The 18,217-nt window shown below is 50.6% G+C and carries 14 protein-coding genes and 1 pseudogene; 13 read left to right on the top strand and 2 right to left on the bottom strand.

Annotated features, from left to right (window positions below; genetic code table 11):
* The first annotated feature begins 138 nt into the window (after window positions 1–138).
* The 11 genes from NSB25_RS02680 (at window position 139) to NSB25_RS02630 (ending at window position 10,393) form a co-directional block, all read left to right on the top strand.
* Window positions 139–624, top strand: a complete 486-nt coding sequence (locus NSB25_RS02680) for a cytidylate kinase-like family protein (RefSeq protein ID WP_103237830.1) — start codon at window positions 139–141, stop codon at window positions 622–624.
* A gap of 96 nt (window positions 625–720) precedes the next feature.
* A complete protein-coding gene (locus NSB25_RS02675; RefSeq protein WP_103237831.1) occupies window positions 721–1,200 on the top strand; it encodes a Na+/H+ antiporter subunit E in 480 nt (159 codons plus the stop codon).
* Window positions 1,201–1,239: 39 nt separating this feature from the next.
* The gene (locus NSB25_RS02670; RefSeq protein WP_103237832.1) at window positions 1,240–1,647 is read left to right on the top strand and encodes an MrpF/PhaF family protein; all 408 of its coding nucleotides are present in this window, start codon (window positions 1,240–1,242) and stop codon (window positions 1,645–1,647) included.
* Complete coding sequence (locus NSB25_RS02665; protein WP_103237833.1) at window positions 1,644–2,021, top strand: cation:proton antiporter; 378 nt, start codon at window positions 1,644–1,646, stop codon at window positions 2,019–2,021. The genes NSB25_RS02670 and NSB25_RS02665 overlap by 4 nt, the downstream gene beginning before the upstream one ends.
* Window positions 2,008–2,292 carry a hydrogenase subunit MbhD domain-containing protein gene (locus NSB25_RS02660; RefSeq protein ID WP_103237834.1) on the top strand — a complete coding sequence of 95 codons (285 nt, stop codon included), beginning with the start codon at window positions 2,008–2,010 and terminating at the stop codon, window positions 2,290–2,292. Before NSB25_RS02665 ends, NSB25_RS02660 begins: the two co-directional genes overlap by 14 nt.
* A complete protein-coding gene (gene mbhE / locus NSB25_RS02655; RefSeq protein ID WP_103237835.1) occupies window positions 2,273–3,235 on the top strand; it encodes a hydrogen gas-evolving membrane-bound hydrogenase subunit E in 963 nt (320 codons plus the stop codon). Before NSB25_RS02660 ends, mbhE begins: the two co-directional genes overlap by 20 nt.
* Before the next feature lie 75 nt (window positions 3,236–3,310).
* The gene (locus NSB25_RS02650) at window positions 3,311–3,682 is read left to right on the top strand and encodes a sodium:proton antiporter (protein WP_334293783.1); all 372 of its coding nucleotides are present in this window, start codon (window positions 3,311–3,313) and stop codon (window positions 3,680–3,682) included.
* Window positions 3,682–5,172 (top strand): complex I subunit 5 family protein, encoded by a 1,491-nt coding sequence (locus NSB25_RS02645; RefSeq protein WP_103237995.1) that lies wholly within the window; start codon window positions 3,682–3,684, stop codon window positions 5,170–5,172. Before NSB25_RS02650 ends, NSB25_RS02645 begins: the two co-directional genes overlap by 1 nt.
* A gap of 13 nt (window positions 5,173–5,185) precedes the next feature.
* Complete coding sequence (locus NSB25_RS02640; RefSeq protein WP_103237836.1) at window positions 5,186–6,715, top strand: complex I subunit 5 family protein; 1,530 nt, start codon at window positions 5,186–5,188, stop codon at window positions 6,713–6,715.
* Window position 6,716: 1 nt separating this feature from the next.
* Window positions 6,717–8,198, top strand: a complete 1,482-nt coding sequence (locus NSB25_RS02635; RefSeq protein WP_103237837.1) for a complex I subunit 5 family protein — start codon at window positions 6,717–6,719, stop codon at window positions 8,196–8,198.
* Window positions 8,199–8,257: 59 nt separating this feature from the next.
* Window positions 8,258–10,393, top strand: a complete 2,136-nt coding sequence (locus NSB25_RS02630) for a complex I subunit 5 family protein (RefSeq protein ID WP_103237838.1) — start codon at window positions 8,258–8,260, stop codon at window positions 10,391–10,393.
* A 15-nt stretch (window positions 10,394–10,408) separates the two neighbouring features.
* Here the strand turns inward: NSB25_RS02630 and NSB25_RS29875 are convergent.
* Window positions 10,409–11,092: pseudogene (locus NSB25_RS29875) on the bottom strand (potassium channel family protein); the annotation flags it as partial.
* Between the two features lie 22 nt (window positions 11,093–11,114).
* Complete coding sequence (locus NSB25_RS02620) at window positions 11,115–12,467, bottom strand: TrkH family potassium uptake protein (protein ID WP_103237840.1); 1,353 nt, start codon at window positions 12,465–12,467, stop codon at window positions 11,115–11,117.
* Between the two features lie 205 nt (window positions 12,468–12,672).
* Between NSB25_RS02620 and NSB25_RS02615 the strand changes: the two genes are divergently transcribed.
* Both NSB25_RS02615 and NSB25_RS02610 read left to right on the top strand, forming a co-directional pair.
* A complete protein-coding gene (locus tag NSB25_RS02615) occupies window positions 12,673–14,703 on the top strand; it encodes a sialate O-acetylesterase (RefSeq protein ID WP_103237841.1) in 2,031 nt (676 codons plus the stop codon).
* Window positions 14,700–18,200, top strand: a complete 3,501-nt coding sequence (locus tag NSB25_RS02610; protein WP_242982261.1) for a glycoside hydrolase family 2 TIM barrel-domain containing protein — start codon at window positions 14,700–14,702, stop codon at window positions 18,198–18,200. The genes NSB25_RS02615 and NSB25_RS02610 overlap by 4 nt, the downstream gene beginning before the upstream one ends.
* Window positions 18,201–18,217: the final 17 nt, after the last annotated feature.

Raw genomic sequence — 18,217 nt, 5'->3', positions numbered from 1 at the left:
CAACCACAGTTCACGGCCTGGTCTGACCACAGACCATATCTTGGCAGCCGCACAGACTTGTAATAGGGGGCTGCATATGATAAAATGACCTTATTCTCTGCAGGCGTCGATGCGGGCGGGGAGGGAGGAGGAACAACGATGAATCTGGTGATTACCATAAGTCGGAGATTTGGTACCGGTGCAGGTGTGATAGCGGAGGAATTGTCCAGGAGGCTTGAGATTCCGGTGTATGATAAGGCATACATCGAACACGAGCTGGAGGGCGAAAGCTATGCGGACGAAGCGGAACTCATAAAGGAGCTGGCGACTCACTCCTGTATCATTCTGGGACGTTGTGCTTCCGAAATCCTGAAGGATCAGGGTAATGTCTTCAACATTTATATCTGTGCCGATAAGGAGGATCGTATCCATCGGGTGATGGCGAAAAAGTCACTGTCCTATGAGGACGCGAAGGCGACGCTGGAGCAGAATGACAGGGCCAGGGCGGATTATTACTATCGGCATACCGGAAAGGTCTGGGGAGATGTGAATAACTATCATATGATTCTGGATACTTCGCAGCTGGGAATTGATAAGTGCGCGGATATTTTGCTCAGATATTTTGAAAGAATTGAGATTATTTAGTTATACTCTTATTTGGAAACAATAATGACTGCAAAGAAGTAACGCCATTATGGGGTTGCTTTTTTGTTGAATTTGATTATGATGATGAGGTGCAGGATGCTTCTGGTTTATTTCCTTTTGTGGGTGATTTTTAACGGCAGTTTTACATTGGAAATCTGTGTATTCGGTTTGGTGATTGCGGGAGTGTTATTAGGTTTCTCCTGTCGGTTTATGGATTACAGCCTGGCGAAAGAACGAAAGATTTACCGCCATATATTTGGTTTCTGCGGGTATTGCGTGCTTTTGGTGAAGGAGATAGTCAAAGCGAACTTTGGCGCCATGCATCTGATATTGACACAGCGGGAGGAAATAGAACCGGTACTGGTGACCTTTCACTCTGACTTGAAGACGCAGGTGGGAAAAGTTTTGCTGGCCAACGCCATCACGCTGACACCCGGCACCATCACCGTTACGCTGGAAGATTCAGAATACAGGGTGCACTGTCTGGACAGAGATCTGGCGGAAGGATTGAATGAAAGTGAATTTGCCCGGTATATTCGGAAGCTCGAAGAAGAAAAGCAGGTCAGGAAAGGCTGAGAGCAGGCAGAAGGAAAAGGAAGAGCAGGTGAAAGAGACATGGGAAGAGGGATTGAGAGCCTGGAACAGGTATATCATATTTTTTTAACCGGAGTGCTGGTTATTCTGGCGATTCTGGTAATTTTCTGTCTGATACGGGCAATTATCGGGCCCAGAGTTGCGGACAGAATTGTGTCGGTAAATATGATGGGAACCATGGTCATTGTGATAATTGCCGTGCTGGCATTGATGCTGGGAGAGGGCTATCTGGCAGATATCTGCATTATCTATGCCATGATCAGCTTTCTGGCCGTGATTGTACTGACAAAAGTATACACGGGTGTATATCTGGACGGGAAAATGCAGGGCGTCGAAAAGGTATCCACACAGGATATCCATGATACGGATCAAGATCTGAATACTGCCGGCGCTTCCATAGAATCAGACGAACAGGAGAATAAAACATGATTATACTGGAATGGCTGCGTTTTATAATCGGCGGCGGTCTGCTTCTGGCCGGTCTCGCCACATTTATCATTGAGCTGGTGGGGGTATTTCGTTTTCGCTATGTGCTGAATCGAATGCACGCGGCGGCCATAGGGGACACACTGGGCATCGGCTTTGCCCTGTCTGGTCTGATTGTGATGAGCGGGCTGAACTTTACCTCTCTGAAATTGTTTCTTGTGATTGTCTTTTTGTGGTTTTCTTCGCCGGTTTCATCCCATCTGGTGGCAAGGCTGGAGATAACTACAAATGAGGACGAAGAGAAGCATTATCAGGAGATGAATCTGGATACCCCGGAGGAAGAATTGGAGGCGGAAAAGAAAGATGACAGTATTTAAATGTATTTTGCTGGTATTTCTGGTGGTCTGTGCCGTTGCGGCCAGTCTGTCAAAAAAGCTTTTGAATACCATACTGATTTTCATGTCCTACAGCCTGATTATGTCAATTATCTGGATACTGCTGGAATCTCCGGATCTGGCCATCACAGAGGCGGCGGTGGGGGCGGGTGTCACAACGGTGCTGTTCCTGGTTACATTGAAGAAAATCAACGCTATCATCAAAAAAGAGGAGACAGAGGGAGAGAAGTCAGATGAGCAAAAAGGTTCCTGAGGAGGAATATCAGAAGACATTTTCCGGGAAATTCAGACAGTGGATGGATGGGACAAAGGATCCGTTTCTGGGAACGGTGGAAATGAAAAAGCAGGAGCCTTTTCAGGAAACGCCACAGAAAAAAGAGGAGAGGGAACAGGACAAAAAGCGTCTGCCAGAGCGGGTATACGATCTCGGAAACAATCTGGAGCTGAAGATTTTTCAGCGATTTTATCGTGTGTTCAGCGCGCTTTTCTGTATCTTCCTGGTGGTCATGCTGCTGATGGCGGTGTCCGATCTGCCGCCTTTCGGCCATGAAGAAAATCCGGTGAACAATGAGGTGGCGGCGCGCTACATTGAAAAGGGTCTGGAGGAGACGGGTGCAGTGAATATTGTCACAGGAATGATCCTTGATTACAGAGCATTTGATACGCTGGGAGAATCCCATGTCCTCTTTATTGCCACCTGCACCGTGCTGATTTTACTGAGAGTGGATAAAAAAGATGACAGGGAGGCACACGAGACAAACGACAGGATTCATGAGCCGAAGAATGATATGATATTGCAGACTGTGGCCAGGATTCTTGTGCCGCCTATTCTGATTTTCGGCATTTATATTATCCTTGCAGGGCATTTGGGACCGGGAGGCGGTTTCTCCGGCGGCGCCGTCATCGGGGCCGGGTTGATTCTTTATCTGAACGCATTCGGCTTTGCCAGAACGGAGAAATTTTTCACTGCGAAAACCTACCGCCGGTTGAGCTTTGCAGCGCTGGCCTGCTATAGTGTGGCGAAGAGTTATTCTTTCTATACCGGAGCCAACCATATAGAAAGCGTGATTCCGCTGGGAACGCCGGGGGCAATTTTAAGCAGCGGGCTTATTCTGATATTGAATATCTGCGTGGGCGTTGTGGTGGCAGGAACCATGTATACGTTTTATGTCATGTTCCGCAAGGGAAATTATTAACTGCTGTTTCCTGTCGGTTCTGCGGGGAAAGTAAAAATAATAGGAAAAATGGGAGAGGAAGTGCGGTAAGTGAATCTGGAGTATTTACTGAACAATTATGAAGAGGCTGTGGCCATGATTCTGTTCGGTATCGGATTTTCCAATCTGCTGTTGCAGAAGAATCTGATTAAGAAGATTATCGGCCTGAATATTATGGATACAGCCACTTATCTGTTTCTGGCATTGAAGGGATATATTGACGGCAGGAAGGCGCCGGTGGTGGTGGATGGCGTCACAGATGTGGAAGCCTATGTGAATCCGATTCCCAGTGGGCTGGTGCTGACAGGTATTGTAGTTTCCGTGTCGGTGACAGCATTGATGTTGTCTCTGACCATTCGGCTGTACCGCAGATATCATACCCTGGATTTGGACGAGATAACAACCCGGCTGAAAAAGGAGGGGAAATGATGGAGCTTGTACAGAATTTTCCCTTTATGTCCATTATTCTGTCACTGTTCTCCGGACCGCTGTGCTCCATTCTGAACGGGAAATGGGCAAAACGCGTAAATACCGCGGTGATTATTCTGGTTGGGGCAATGTCTGCGGCAGTGCTTGTATTTGTCCTTGACACGGGAGAACCTTTTATCTACCGAATGGGACATTTCCCGGCACCCTGGGGCAATGAGATCAGAGTGGGGGTGCTGGAAGCCTTTATGGCAGGATTCTTCTGTGTGATTATGCTCCTGTGCATGATGGGCGGATCCAGGGAGCGGGAGCAGCATATTGAAGAAAGCAAGCAGAACCTTTATTATGTGATGGGGAATCTGCTGTTGTGTTCTCTGTTGGCGCTGATTTATACCAACGATTTGTTTACCGCTTATGTTTTTGTGGAAATCAATACGATTTCCGCCTGCGGTCTGATTATGATACGACAGACGGGACGTACCATTGAGGCGGCTACCAGGTATATGATAATGAGTCTTCTGGGTTCCGGACTGCTGCTTCTGGGAATCTGCCATCTGTATGCTGTCACAGGACATCTGCTGATGAGCAATATTGCACAGCAGGTGCAGGTACTCTCGGCCACGTATCAGTATCATACCACATTGATGGTGGCGCTGGGCCTGATGTCCGTGGGACTTGCCATTAAGAGCGCCCTGTATCCCTTTCATGCCTGGCTGCCGGATGCATACGGATATTCCACACTTTCTTCCTCGGCGATTCTGTCTTCTCTGGTGTCAAAGGGGTATATTTTTCTGCTGCTGAAGATTTTCTACAGGGTGATGGGATTCCAGGTGGTCACGGAGAGCAGGGTTGTTAATGTGCTTTTTGTATTCGGGATTCTCGGAATGATGATGGGTTCTGTAAATGCCATAAGAACGGAGGATCTGAAGCGGATGATATCCTATTCCTCTGTGGCTCAGATAGGATATATTTATATGGGACTGGGGCTGGCAACGGAGGCCGGGTCAGTGGCCAGTATTTATCACGTGCTGTCTCATGCGGCAACCAAATCCCTGCTTTTCGTGGCGGCGGCCGGTCTGACGGACGCTTCCCGGGGGAACCATTTTAAAGATATCACAGGTGCAGGATACCGCAATAAGCTGGCCGGAGTTGCATTTACAGTGGGATCCCTGTCCATGGTGGGTATGCCCGGATTTTCGGGATTTATCTCAAAGCTGTTCTTTGCCCAGGCAGCAGTGGGACATGGAGTGAAGATGCTGCCCACTTTTATCGCGCTGGCGATCAGTACGGTGCTGAATGCCATCTATTTTATGAAAACGGTGATTCGGATTTATACGCCGGTGCCGAAATCAGAGGGAAGAGCTATATCCATACAGGAGCAGCCTTCGAAATCCACGGCGCTGCTGCTGTTCGTTTTACTGAACCTGATCCTGGGCCTGAACTCGGAACCTGTGATTCGGTTGATTCAAAGCGGCCTGAAAATGTTCGACTGAGGAGGAAGGAAAAATGGATGGATTGTTGTTGATTCCCATTGGGCTGCCCATGATGGCGGGGGTGGTACTTCTGGTTTCCTCTTTCTCGGAATATAGGAGAGGGACTGCTGCCGGAGGTGTGGGAAAAGGACTGTTCGGATTGGTAAGCGGTGTGATGGGAATATCTGTAGTCCTGGCCTTGACTGCCGCCTGGCTGGGAGATAGGGAGATGGAGCTGTTTTCTCTGCTGAAAGGAATCCCCGTGTATTTTCGCGTGGATGAAGCGGGTCGGCTTTTTGTGACCCTTGTCAGCATTGTGTGGCTGCTGGTGACGGTTTACGCGCTGACCTATATGAGAGAAGAGAAAAATGCAAAACGTTTTTTCGGATTCTGGCTGTTGCTGTACGGTGTGCTGGTGGGACTTGACTTTGCGGGGAATCTGGTGACAATGTATCTTTTCTATGAGCTGATGACACTGGCATCCATGCCGCTGGTGCTGCACGACGGCAGCAGGGAGTCCGTTATGGCGGCACTGAAATACCTTTTTTATTCTCTGTGCGGGGCTTACGGAGGGTTGTTCGGCATCTTTTTCCTGCATCGATACTGTGAATCTCTCACGTTTACATCAGGGGGAACGCTGAATGCAGCCGCGATACAGGGGCAGGAGGGGACTGTGCTGGCTGCGGTATTCGTCATGATTCTGGGCTTTGGGGTGAAGGCGGGGATGCTGCCGTTTCATGCCTGGCTGCCCACAGCTCATCCTGTAGCGCCTTCGCCGGCATCTGCGGTTTTATCGGCCATTATTGTGAAGTCCGGTGTGCTGGCCCTTCTGCGGGTGGTTTTCTATGTTGCAGGTACGGATTTCCTGCGGGGAACATGGGTGCAGTACGGATGGATGCTTCTGAGTCTGCTGACTGTGTTTACGGGGTCAATCCTGGCCTATCGGGAGAAAGTGTTCAAAAAAAGGCTGGCGTATTCCACGGTCAGCCAGGTTTCCTATATTTTGTTCGGGCTGTCGCTGTTTGAAGCTGATGCCATGACAGGGGCAATTCTTCATGTGGTATTTCACGCTTTTGTCAAGTGCGGACTGTTTCTTACGGCCGGAATCTTTCTGCACTGTCTTCACAGACAGAGAGTGGAGGAGCTTGCGGGCATCGGGAAGAGAATGCCGGTGCTGATGTGGAGTTATACTTTACTGTCTCTGGCGCTGACGGGGATTCCGCCTGCCTGTGGGTTTATCAGCAAATGGTACCTGGCCCGGGGCGCGCTGCAGTCGCAGGCAGGCACTTTCTCCTGGCTGGGACCGGTGATATTGCTGGTCAGCGCGCTGCTGACCGCCGGATATCTGCTTCCTGTGTCCATGAAAGGCTTTTTTCCGGGGAAAACAGATAATGATATGGAAATGAGGACATCTGAAAGGGAGAGAAAATGTCCTTCAGGGATGCTGCTGCCGGTTGTGCTGCTTGCGGGGACAGCGATTCTGACAGGAATTTTCCCGAATCCGCTGATTCGGTATGCTTCGGATGTCGCAGGAAAGCTTTTGGGAATGAAAGGGCTGGGTTGAAATGAAAGAAGTAATGATGTTGATCGTGGTGATTCTGCCTTTATTTACAGGCATTCTGCTGCCGCTTCTCTCTTTCAGAACCAGGAAAGGGATGTGGATTTATCTGGAGACGGCAGTGTGCGTGAATTCTCTTCTGGTGCTTTGGATGCTGTCACATGCTCCGGAGGGAACATTGACAGTGTTCCGATTTACAGGTAATTTGAGCATTACTCTCCGGCTGGACGGCATGGGGGCTGTATTTGCGGCACTTGCGGCATTGTTGTGGCCCTTTGCAATGTTGTATTCTTTTGAATATATGAAATCGGAGAAGAATGAAAAGTCATTTTTCCTGTTTTATGTGGTGACATATGGAATTACACTGGGGGTTGCGCTGGCGGAAAATATTCTGACCATGTATTTCTTTTTTGAGATGCTGAGTCTGGTGACACTGCCGCTGGTGATGCATGAGAGAACAAGAGAGGCTGTTCATGCCAGCAGAATGTATCTGTATTATATGCTGGGAGGTGCGGCATTTGCCTTTATCGGAATGACTTTTGTGCTGGCTTACGGGACCACTTCCACCTTTGTGGCGGGAGGCGTGCTGGATATGGCCCGGACCGGAGGGAAGACGGACATGCTGCTGCTGATTTATCTGCTGTGTTTCTGCGGTTTCAGCGTGAAGACTGCCATGTGGCCGTTTTCTTCCTGGCTGCCGAAAGCAAGTGTGGCGCCTACTCCCGTAACGGCTCTGCTGCACGCGGTGGCCGTGGTAAATACCGGTGCTTTTGCCGCCATGAGGGTGACTTATTACAGCTTTGGGACAGAGCTTCTGCGGGGAACCTGGGTGCAGGGCGTCATTCTGCTTCTGACCATTTTTACTATTGTCTGTGGATGCAGCAGGGCATTGAAGGAGACACATTTGAAAAGGCGGCTGGCCTGGTCGACTGTGGGCAATATGTCCTATATTTTGTTCGGTGCGGCACTTATGACCCCGGCTGGTCTGGTGGGGGCTTTGGCTCATATGATATGTCATTCGTTTATGAAGCTTTGTTCGTTTCTGTGCGCAGGAGCGATTATGCATAAAACGGGCAGGAATTATATCCATGAGCTGAATGGACTGGGACGGAAGATGCCGAAAGTCTGTCTCCTTTTCTCTGTCTCAGCGTTTGCACTGACCGGTGTGCCGGGACTGTGCGGATTTGTCAGCAAGTGGTATCTGGCGGAAGCGGCGGTGGAAAGCGAAAATATCCTGGCTTATGCGGGTACGGCGGCGCTTCTGGTATCCGCATTGCTCACGGCTGTCTATATGCTGACGCTTGTGGTCCGTTTCTTTTTCCCGGGAAAGGATTTTGATGGTCGTATGCTGAAGGATGTGGAAGACGCGGGATGGATGATGCTGGTGCCCATAGGGATGGCTGCCGCAGCGGTGGTCTGTCTGGGGCTGCATTTCGGACCTGTGCTGGAAGTGTTGGAAAGGATTGCCGGGGAGCTCGGAGCGGTGTAAGCGCAGGAGTGATTACAGGATAATCGGCGGATGAAGATGAAAAAGGAACAGTGAATGGTATGAAGAAAGAAATGTATCTGGCATTTGTCATATTTTTTCCCTTTTTGGCGGGAATTCCAGTCTATGGGGCCGGCGTGTACTGCCGGAAGAAAAAGGAGAAAGCAGGAGCGGAGGGCAGGTGGGAAAGCCTGGGAGACTTTTTGGCTGTCTGTGTGGCAGCGGCGGAATTTGCGGTGATGCTCGGACTGGCGCTTCCGGTACTCCGGACCGGAGGAGGCGAGGCGCTGTCTCTGGAAATTCCTGAGATATGCGGGATGGGACTGTATTTTATTCTGGATGGATTCCGGGCCATGTACGGCTGTGTGGCGGCCTTTATGTGGATGATGGCTGCTGCCTTTTCCGTGGAGTATTTTACCCATCATGCCAGCCGCAGCCGGTATTATCTGTTTTTGCTGTGGACGCTGGGGGCTGCAATGGGTGTATTTCTGTCGGGGGATCTATATACAACCTTTATTTTTTTCGAGATTATGTCTTTTACTTCCTATGTATGGGTGGCACAGGAGGAAAACGGACCGGCGCTGAGGGCTGCGGGTACCTATCTGGCAGTGGCGATACTTGGAGGTCTGGTTTTGCTGATGGGAATTTTCCTGCTGTATCATTGCCTGGGGACACTGGTGACAGGGGAATTATCCGGAGCGGCAGCAGGATATGAGGATAAAGCGACATTATATATTGCCGGGGCATGTATGCTATTTGGCTTTGGGGCGAAGGCAGGTGCGTTTCCTCTGCATATCTGGCTGCCGAAGGCTCATCCGGTGGCGCCGGCGCCGGCTTCTGCCCTGCTGTCCGGCATCCTGACAAAAACGGGTGTCTACGGGATTCTCATTGTCAGCTGCAATTTGTTTCTGCCTGACAGAGCCTGGGGATTTGCCATATTGCTTACAGGACTTGTGACTATGCTGGGCGGAGCCATACTGGCAGTGTTCTCTGTGGACTTGAAGCGGACGCTGGCCTGCTCTTCCATGTCTCAGATTGGATTTATCCTGACAGGCATCGGAATGCTGTGTCTGCCGGGAGAAGAGGATGGCATGATACGGACGGTTTCTGCAGCACATCAGCTGGCTGCGTCGCAGGGAAGCTTTCTCCATATGGTAAACCATTCTCTCATTAAGCTGGTGCTTTTTCTGGCGGCAGGGGTGGTCTACATGAATGCACATGCGCTGAACCTCAATGATATCAGGGGATTCGGGAGGAAAAAGCCTCTGTTGGCGGGCAGCTTTCTCACAGGGGCGCTGGCCATTGGCGGGATTCCGCTTTTCGGCGGTTATATCAGTAAGACATTGCTGCATGAGAGCATTGTGGAGTATGGCGGAGACGGATTTATGAAGGCAGCGGAAATGATCTTCCTTTTTTCCGGCGGCCTTACGGTTGCATATATGACAAAAATATTTGTGGCAGTATTTGTGGAGAAGAATCAGGATGCCGCCCGGCAGGAGGCTTATGACAGGATGAGAGGGTATATGAAACCGGTGACAGTATTTGCACTGGCAGGGAGCGCCGGGCTGCTTTTTTTCTGGGGCCTCTTCCCTGACAGCATCATGATGTCTGCGGGAAGGTCTGCGCAGGAATTTCTGCGTATGGAAGGAGAGATACATTCGGTATCCTGGTTTGGATGGGAGAATTTAAAAGGGGGAATGACTTCTATTGCAATTGGGGCGGCGGTGTATTGTCTGTTCATCCGGCCCTGCCTGCTGAAGAGGAAGGAGAATGGAGAAAGAGAATATATCAATGCATGGCCCCAATGGCTTGATTTGGAGGAGTTAATTTACAGGCCTGTTCTGCTGGGGATTTTACCGGTAATTCTGGGTGTACTGTGCAGGATTTTGGACAGCTTTGCAGATATGACGGTGGTGATTCTCCGGAAGACTCTGTACCGCGACAGCAGGCTTCCCCATGAGCGCCCGGAGGGGAATGTATTTACGGAAGTACTGGGGAAACTGCTGAATGGGTTCCAGAGCCTGGGCAATCGTACCTGGCGCAGGACACGGCCTGTCCACAGGGATTATGTACATCTGGCGGCGGTAAAAAGCGAGGAATTCCGGGAGACCAACCATATTATCCAGAGGAGTCTTTCCTTCGGGTTGCTGTTGTTCTGTATCGGACTGGCGCTGACTTTGCTGTATATAATCGGATGAGAGGGCGGTGTGCTCTCACTCCCGCCGTAGGGCATTAGCGCTGGCGATTTTCTTCAGGGTGCTGTTCAGCCCCAGAATCATGAACAGGTCGCCTTTTTTGGTGGGGGAGTCTGCGGGCGGATTGATGAGCAGACTTCCCCCGCGCTTGATTGCAATTACGTTTACATTATATTTTTTCCGAAGGTTCAGTTCAATCAGATTCTTTCCTATCCACTCGGTAGGGGTGAGCATTTCCGCAATGGAATATTCCGAGGATAATTCGATGGCGTCGAAGAGGTTGTTGAAAGCCAGATCATTTGCAAGCTGGATTCCGGTTTCCTTTTCCGGATGGACAATCTTGTCGGCGCCTATTTTTGTGAGGATTTTTCCCTGCATATCATCGTATGCCTTTGCAATAATCTGCGGAATTCCCTGTTCCTTTGCCCAGATGGTGGCCAGTACGGAGGCATCAAGGCTGTGGCCGATGGAGATAATGGCGCCGTCAAAATTCTTTCCACCCAGCTCGGACAGGGCTTCCTCGTTAGTGACATCCACACACATGGCAAGTGTGACATGCTCGGCAATCTGGCGGATTTTCTGTTCACTGTTGTCGATTGCCAATACTTTACAGCCGTTTGCTTCCAGCTGTTTTGCAATGCTGGTGCCGAAGCGTCCCAGCCCTATTACAATATATTCTTTCTGTGACTGCTTTTTCATCTGATTCTCCTTTTCCCGGCTTTATTTATCCAATGATAATCTTGCTCTCTGCGTATGATACATTTCCGGTGGGCCTGCGGCTGTTGAATACCAGAGCCAGCGTAATGGGACCGATTCTTCCCAGATACATGGTGAGGGTTACAATCAGCTTTCCTATGGGATTCAGGGCGCCTGTCAGACCTCTGGACAGACCGACGGTGGCGATTGCGGAGGTCATTTCATACAGGGTATCCAGGAAGCTGCTTTCCTGGACTGCCAGCAGAGCTGTGGTCAGCAGAAGTAAAACGGTTAAACTGAAGGTGACAATGGCTACACACCTTCGGATGGTATCGTCGGCAATCTTCCTGCGCATGATGCTGACATCCTTTTTGCCGCGAATATTGGCGAACATGGAGGCGAAGAGCAGGATAATGGTCACTGTCTTGACGCCGCCTGCCGTACCCGCAGGAGAACCGCCGATAAACATCATCACCACATACACAAGGCAGGATGCGGGTCTGAAATATTCCTGGGAAATGGTGGCGAAGCCGGCTGTGCGCAGTGTCACAGACTGAAACAGGGCCGCCATCACTTTCCGGGGCCAGCTCATACCGCCCAGGGTATCGGGATTGTTGTATTCGAAGAGTAAAGTCAGAGCGGTACCTGCCAGAATCAGGGATAATGTTGCCAGAATGACGATTTTGGCCTGAAGATTCATTTTGCGTGGGTAGGGATTCCCGCCCTTTTTGTGTATAGAGCGAAACATTCGGGCAATCTCCCAATATACGGGAAAACCAAGACCGCTGACAATAATCAGGAAAACAGTGGTGAAGTTCAGGATGACATTATCCGCATAGCCGCAGAAGCTGTTCCCGCCCAGAAGGTCAATACCTGCATTGCAGAATGCAGATACCGCGTGGAAAATGCTGAACCAGATTCCTTTCAGCCCGTATTCCGGGATGAATACCAGAGCATAACCAAGTGCCCCCGCACCTTCCAGGCACAGGGTGACTTTCAGAATCCGCAGGGTCAGCCGCACCAGACCGGACAGGGTATCCAGGTTGTAGGCGCTTTGAATCAGCATTCTGTCCGACAGAGTAATCCTGCGCCGGAAGAGGAATAAAACGATGGTGGTAAAGGTGACAATCCCCAGACCACCGAACTGAATCAGAAGTAAAAGTATAATCTGGCCGAAAACGGAAAAGGTCTGTCCGATATTGACTGTGGACAGACCGGTGACGCAGATGCTGGACATGGCCACAAATAAGGCGTCTATGGAATCTATTTTCTGCCCCTGACGCAGACTGACAGGGAGCATGAGACACAGGGTCCCCAACAGAGCGCCAATGAGGAAACCCAGCATGATAATACTGGTTGGAGTCAGTTTATGTCTTTTCATAAATAATTACCGGCAGGCACCGCTGCATGATATGGCAGAAGGGTCTGCTTCCCGTCCTTTAACTTCTATTATCAAATCAGCCTTTTGATGCTGTCAAATTCCATTATACAGCGAAAGAGAAAAAATGAGTAGAGTGCAGATTTTTTTATGAGAATATATCAATTTTTATCACAATACATCATTGTTCCGGGGCAGGCTATCTGCTATGATAAAAATGAAATATCGCAAAGAAAGCAGTCTGGCCGTAGAATATGGGAATCTGGAATTACGGTACAGAAGGAGGACAGAAATGGATAAGGAGAGAGAACTGAGGGGCAGCAGAGATGCCGCTTTGGATGGAGACGGATTGCGCCTGCCGAGAATATTTGCGGAAGGTATGGTGCTGCAGCGTTCCCGCAGAACCAGAATCTGGGGGTGGAGCCACAAGGTGAAATCCGTGGAAGTCACACTGTATGACGGAAGCCGGATATCGGCCCGTGCTGAAGCAAAGCCGGATGAGTCCGGATACTGGGAAGTATTGTTGGAGCTTCGGGAGGCAGGCAGCGGGTACCTGCTGGAAATCCGAACAGATTCCGGCGATGTCAGGAAGATAGAGAATGTGGCAGTGGGGGAAGTATGGCTGTGTTCCGGACAGTCCAATATGGAACTGCCCATACGGCGGATTCAGGACCGTTTTCCGGAAGAAGTCAGAAACTGTGCAGATGAACAGCTGAGAATATTCAAGATTGCGGAACATTATACTTTTGAAGGGCCGTTGGAAGATTTGCTCAGCGGAGAATGGAAGGAGAGCGCAGAGGAAAATGTGCTGGATTTCTCAGGGCTTACCTGGTTCTATGGGAGATTCCTGAGGGAGGCGGAAAATGTGCCGGTTGGGCTGATTAATGTCAGCCTCGGAGGAACGCCCATTGAGGCATGGATGGGAAAGGAACTGTTCGAGGGAGAAGCGGACCTGCAGGAGACCATTCGGCTATATGCCTCGGAAGGATTTATTGAACAGAAGCAGAGGCAGGATGAAGAGGCCGGGAGAGCCTGGATGCGCAGGAGCCGGGAGACAGACAGGGGGCTTTTGGAGAAGTGGTATCTGGGAGAAGCCCGGGGAGAGGAAGGGCGGGAATGGAGAAAGATTACACTTCCCGGGAGCCTTTCGGAGCGGGGACTGCAGGATTTCAAAGGCGTTATCTGGCTTAAGAGGCGGTTTCACCTGCCGGAGGAGATAGCCGGGAAGGCGGCAAGGCTCTGGCTGGGGACATTGACGGACAGCGATGAGACTTATATAAACGGTACAATGGTTGGGTGGACTGGTTATCAGTATCCGCCGCGTAAGTATGAGGTGCCGGAAGGCATATTGCGGTCAGGAGAGAATGAAGTGATTATCCGGCTGACCTGTAATGATGGGAGAGGCCGAATGACGCCGGATAAGCTCTGCGGGCTTTTTAATGAACGGCTGTGGGTGGAGCTTGGAGGAGAGTGGGAGTATCGGATCGGAACTGTTCTGGAGGAAACGGCGCCTTCGGCAGATTTTGTATCCTGGAAACCTACTGGCCTGTACAACGGAATGCTTGCTCCATGCCGCCGCTATACAGTAAAAGGATTCGTGTGGTATCAGGGGGAGAGTAACGACAAGACGCCGGAGACATATGAGAAGCGGCTGAAAGCTTTAATTTGGGACTGGAGACGGCAGTGGGGACAGGGAGAGACTCCGTTTCTGGTGGCACAGCTGCCGGGATTTGCCATTGATTTGCCTGTGGACAGCGGCTGGCCGGCGCTCAGAGAAGCACAGCGCAGAGCCATGGAGCTTCCCAATACGGCGACTACAGTGAATCTTGATTTGGGTGAATGGAATGACCTGCATCCGTTAAATAAGAAGGATGTGGCTTATCGGCTTTCTCTGGCGGCCAGAGCGCTGGCTTACGGAGAAGATGTGGTGTGGCAGGGACCGGTGGCAGAGGTGTGCAGGGCGGAAGGGGAAAAGGTGAGAATTACTTTCTCGGAGACGGGAACGGAGCTTCTGACGGCAGATGGAAGGCCGCCGGAGGAATTTGAAGCCGCCGGGGAAGACGGAATATACTTTCCGGTGGAGGCGGCAATAGAAGGGAACTCCATATTGCTGGCTGACCGGTTTTCACGAAAAATGAAAAAGATAAGATATGCCTGGAGGAACTGCCCGGAAAAAGGGCTGTTGTGTAATGGGGCCGGACTTTTGGCATCCCCTTTTGAAACGGAGGTAGAAGCTTGAAGACAGAGGTGCTTTTTAATGACGGGTGGGAATTTTCCAGACAGAAGCTGGATACCACACTGGAAGAAATGAGACACAGAGAAAATGAATTTGCGCCGGTGGGCATTCCGCATGACTGGCTGATTGGGCAGGTGCAGGACCTGTATGAGAGCGGCACCGGATGGTATCGGAAGACTTTCGAATGGCAGCGGACACAGGGAGAGCTTGTGAGCCTCTGCTTTGACGGTGTCTATATGGACTGCCGTGTGTATGTAAACGGAAAAGAAGCAGGAGAATGGAAGTACGGCTATTCGGCTTTTGAAGTGGAGATGACACCTTATCTGCAGGACGGTGAAAATGAGGTCCGGGTGAGTGTGCGATATCAGTCGCCCAACAGCCGCTGGTACAGCGGAGCCGGGATTTACCGGGATGTGAGACTCCGGAGAGTACAGGAGACACATATTCCCCGGAACGGCATCTATGTGACGACAAAAAAGCTGGAAAACGGAAACTGGTGGCTGGAGACGGACACGGAAATCATATGTAAAGACAGGGCTCGACTGGTATACACTCTGTGTGACGCAGAGGGAAGGACTGTGTGGAACAATGAGGAAACGCTTCTGCCGCAAAAGGATGCGATTCTTCATACGACTACGGCGTCTGTGGGCAATCCGGTTCTGTGGGACGTGGAGAATCCGGTACTTTACCGGCTGCGGACAGCGCTTTTCACAGAGAACGGCAAAGTCCAGGAAGAGGAAGTCTCTCTGGGATTCCGCGAAACAGCATTCTGTCCGGACAGCGGATTTTTCTTAAACGGAAGGCATCTGAAGCTGAACGGCGTCTGTGAACACCATGATCTGGGGTGTCTGGGGGCTGCGTTTAACAGGACAGCCATGCGGCGTAAGCTGAAGATACTGAAAGAAATGGGAGTCAATGCGGTCCGGCTGACGCACAATATGCCTGCCGCCGCTGTGATGGAACTGGCGGATGAGATGGGTGTGCTGATGATTTCGGAAGCCTTTGACATGTGGGAACGTGCGAAGACTACCTATGATTATGCCCGCTTTTTCAGGGAATGGTATCCGAGGGATGTGGAGAGCTGGGTACGGCGTGACAGAAATCACCCCAGCCTGATTATGTGGAGTATAGGGAACGAGATTTATGATACACACGCGGATGACAGCGGACAGCGGATTGCGCGGGAGCTGCTTGCGGAGGTGAAAAAGCATGACCCGAAAAACCATGCGCCGGTAACGATAGGTTCTAATTATATGCCCTGGGAAAATGCGCGGAAATGTGCAGACATTGTGGAGGCAGCAGGCTATAATTATTCGGAAAAATATTATGAGGCTCATCACAGGGAGCATCCGGACTGGATTATCTACGGCAGCGAAACCTCGTCCACTGTACAGAGCAGAGGAATTTATCATTTTCCCTACAGGCAGTCGGTGCTGGCAGAGGAGGATCTGCAGTGCTCGGCTCTGGGGAATTCTACCACCAGCTGGGGGGCCAAGTCCTCGGAAAGCTGTATTCTGGCAGAGCGGGACTGTGATTTCTCCTGCGGGCAGTTCCTGTGGAGCGGATTCGACTATATCGGAGAGCCCACCCCATATCATACGAAGAACTCCTATTTCGGGCAGATTGATACGGCAGGTTTCCCGAAGGATTCCTACTATATCTATCAGGCGGAATGGACGGATGCGGAAAAGGCGCCCATGGTACATATATTTCCTTATTGGGATTTCAACGAGGGGCAGAGTGTGGATGTGAGAGTCTGTTCTAATGCACCGGAAGTGGAATTGTTTGTAAATGGAAAGAGTCAGGGCAGATACCGGATTGATCACAGAAACGGCAGGCAGCTGACGGGAAACTGGATTATTCCCTATGAAGCGGGGGAGATTGAGGCGGTGGCTTACGACGAAAAGGGAGCCGTGACAGCCAGGCAGGCGAGGCATTCTTTTGGAGAGGCGGCGCAGCTGTGCCTGAAGCCGGACAAAAGAGAAGTGCTGGCGGATGGAGAAGATCTCATTTTCGTGGAAATTACGGCCAGAGATGCCCGGGGATATCCGGTGGAAAATGCTAATAATCGCGTGAAAGTCAGGGTGGAAGGCGCTGGACGGCTGGTAGGGCTGGACAATGGGGACAGCACGGATCGTGATGAGTATAAAGGTGACAGCAGAAGACTTTTCAGCGGGAAACTGCTGGCGGTAATTGCGGCGGTCAGGGAAGCGGGAGAGATCATTTTCTCTGTGTCGTCGCCGGGTGTGACGGAAGCGGAGGAAAGATTTTACGCGAAGGCCTGTGAGCCGGAGGAAGGGATCAGCTTTGTGGCGTACGGAATGGGAACCGGATGTAAATCAAACCGCGGATATGACGGCGCCGGGAAGGACGCTGATTCGGCAGAAAACGGATTTGAAACGGGAACGGCAGTACAGGATGCGGCGGACAACATATTTGTGCGCAAGATAGAGCTTATCTGCGAGACAGGGACAAAGCTGGACGAAACGCATCCTTCCGCAGAGGTACATGCGCGTATCTGCCCGGCAAATGCTTCCGACAAGGAGCTGATATTTGCACTGGTGGACGATGCCGGAATCCCTTCCAATCTGGCTAAGCTGGAGACGGAAGGAGACTGCGCGAAGATAACAGCCATGGGGGACGGCAGTTTCTTTCTGCGGTGTATGTCAAAATGCGGTCAGGATCATGTGGAGATTATCTCTCAGCTTGACTTTACAGTCACCGGAATCGGCACTGTCTATGTGGATCCTTACGGTTTTGTCTGCGGAGGACAGTATCAGTACAGCAAGGGTGATGTAGGAAACGGAAACGAAAAGGGTGTTGCCACAGCCAGAGACGGAGAGACTCAGGTGGGATATAGAAATCTTGACTTTGGCAGTTTTGGAGCGGACGAGATTACGGTACCGATTTTTGCCCTGACCAGTGAAGCCTATCCGATTCAGATCTGGGAGGGAATGCCGGGAGAGAAAGGCAGCGTAATGGTGGCAGATGTGGTATATCAGAAACCTTCCCGCTGGAATACCTATCAGCCTGAGACCTGGAAGTTGAACAAGCGGCTGAAAGGTATTACCAGCCTGTGTTTCGTATTAAATCAGAAAGTACATATCAAGGGATTTTCTTTCATCAGAAAGAACCGGGCATTTGAAATGCTGTCAGCCTGTGAGTGTGACAATGTATATGGGGACAGCTTTACCGTGACCGACAGCGGAATTGACGGAATTGGCAATAATGTAACCGTTGAATTCCATGACATGGATTTCGGGGAATCGGGAATTTCAGGCATTACCATTTGCGGGAGGACGCCTCTTGAAAATAATGCTGTCCATGTAAGATTCGGGAATGCGGAAGGGGAAATCAAACAGCTGGTAACGTTTCCGCACAGAGAAGAGGCGGAGGAAATTCATTTCACACTGGAAAAAGTGACAGGAATACAAAATGTGACATTCGTATTCCTGCCGGGAAGTCAGTTTGATTTTCAATGGTTTCGATTCGAAGAATAAATAATAGGGATAATACG

The organism is Acetatifactor muris (assembly GCF_024623325.1).
Classification (GTDB): domain Bacteria; phylum Bacillota; class Clostridia; order Lachnospirales; family Lachnospiraceae; genus Acetatifactor; species Acetatifactor muris.
This window is presented reverse-complemented; position numbering and strand designations above follow the sequence as displayed.

Excerpts from the sequence above, each read along its gene's own strand:
- NSB25_RS02670 (WP_103237832.1), top strand. The coding sequence starts at position 1,240 with ATGGGAAGAGGGATTGAGAGCCTGGAACAGGTATATCATATTTTTTTA.
- NSB25_RS02620 (WP_103237840.1), bottom strand. The coding sequence starts at position 12,467 with ATGAAAAGACATAAACTGACTCCAACCAGTATTATCATGCTGGGTTTC.
- NSB25_RS02635 (WP_103237837.1), top strand. The coding sequence starts at position 6,717 with ATGAAAGAAGTAATGATGTTGATCGTGGTGATTCTGCCTTTATTTACA.
- NSB25_RS02680 (WP_103237830.1), top strand. The coding sequence starts at position 139 with ATGAATCTGGTGATTACCATAAGTCGGAGATTTGGTACCGGTGCAGGT.
- NSB25_RS02640 (WP_103237836.1), top strand. The coding sequence starts at position 5,186 with ATGGATGGATTGTTGTTGATTCCCATTGGGCTGCCCATGATGGCGGGG.
- NSB25_RS02630 (WP_103237838.1), top strand. The coding sequence starts at position 8,258 with ATGAAGAAAGAAATGTATCTGGCATTTGTCATATTTTTTCCCTTTTTG.
- NSB25_RS02615 (WP_103237841.1), top strand. The coding sequence starts at position 12,673 with ATGATAAAAATGAAATATCGCAAAGAAAGCAGTCTGGCCGTAGAATAT.
- NSB25_RS02660 (WP_103237834.1), top strand. The coding sequence starts at position 2,008 with ATGACAGTATTTAAATGTATTTTGCTGGTATTTCTGGTGGTCTGTGCC.
- mbhE (WP_103237835.1), top strand. The coding sequence starts at position 2,273 with ATGAGCAAAAAGGTTCCTGAGGAGGAATATCAGAAGACATTTTCCGGG.
- NSB25_RS02645 (WP_103237995.1), top strand. The coding sequence starts at position 3,682 with ATGGAGCTTGTACAGAATTTTCCCTTTATGTCCATTATTCTGTCACTG.
- NSB25_RS02665 (WP_103237833.1), top strand. The coding sequence starts at position 1,644 with ATGATTATACTGGAATGGCTGCGTTTTATAATCGGCGGCGGTCTGCTT.
- NSB25_RS02675 (WP_103237831.1), top strand. The coding sequence starts at position 721 with ATGCTTCTGGTTTATTTCCTTTTGTGGGTGATTTTTAACGGCAGTTTT.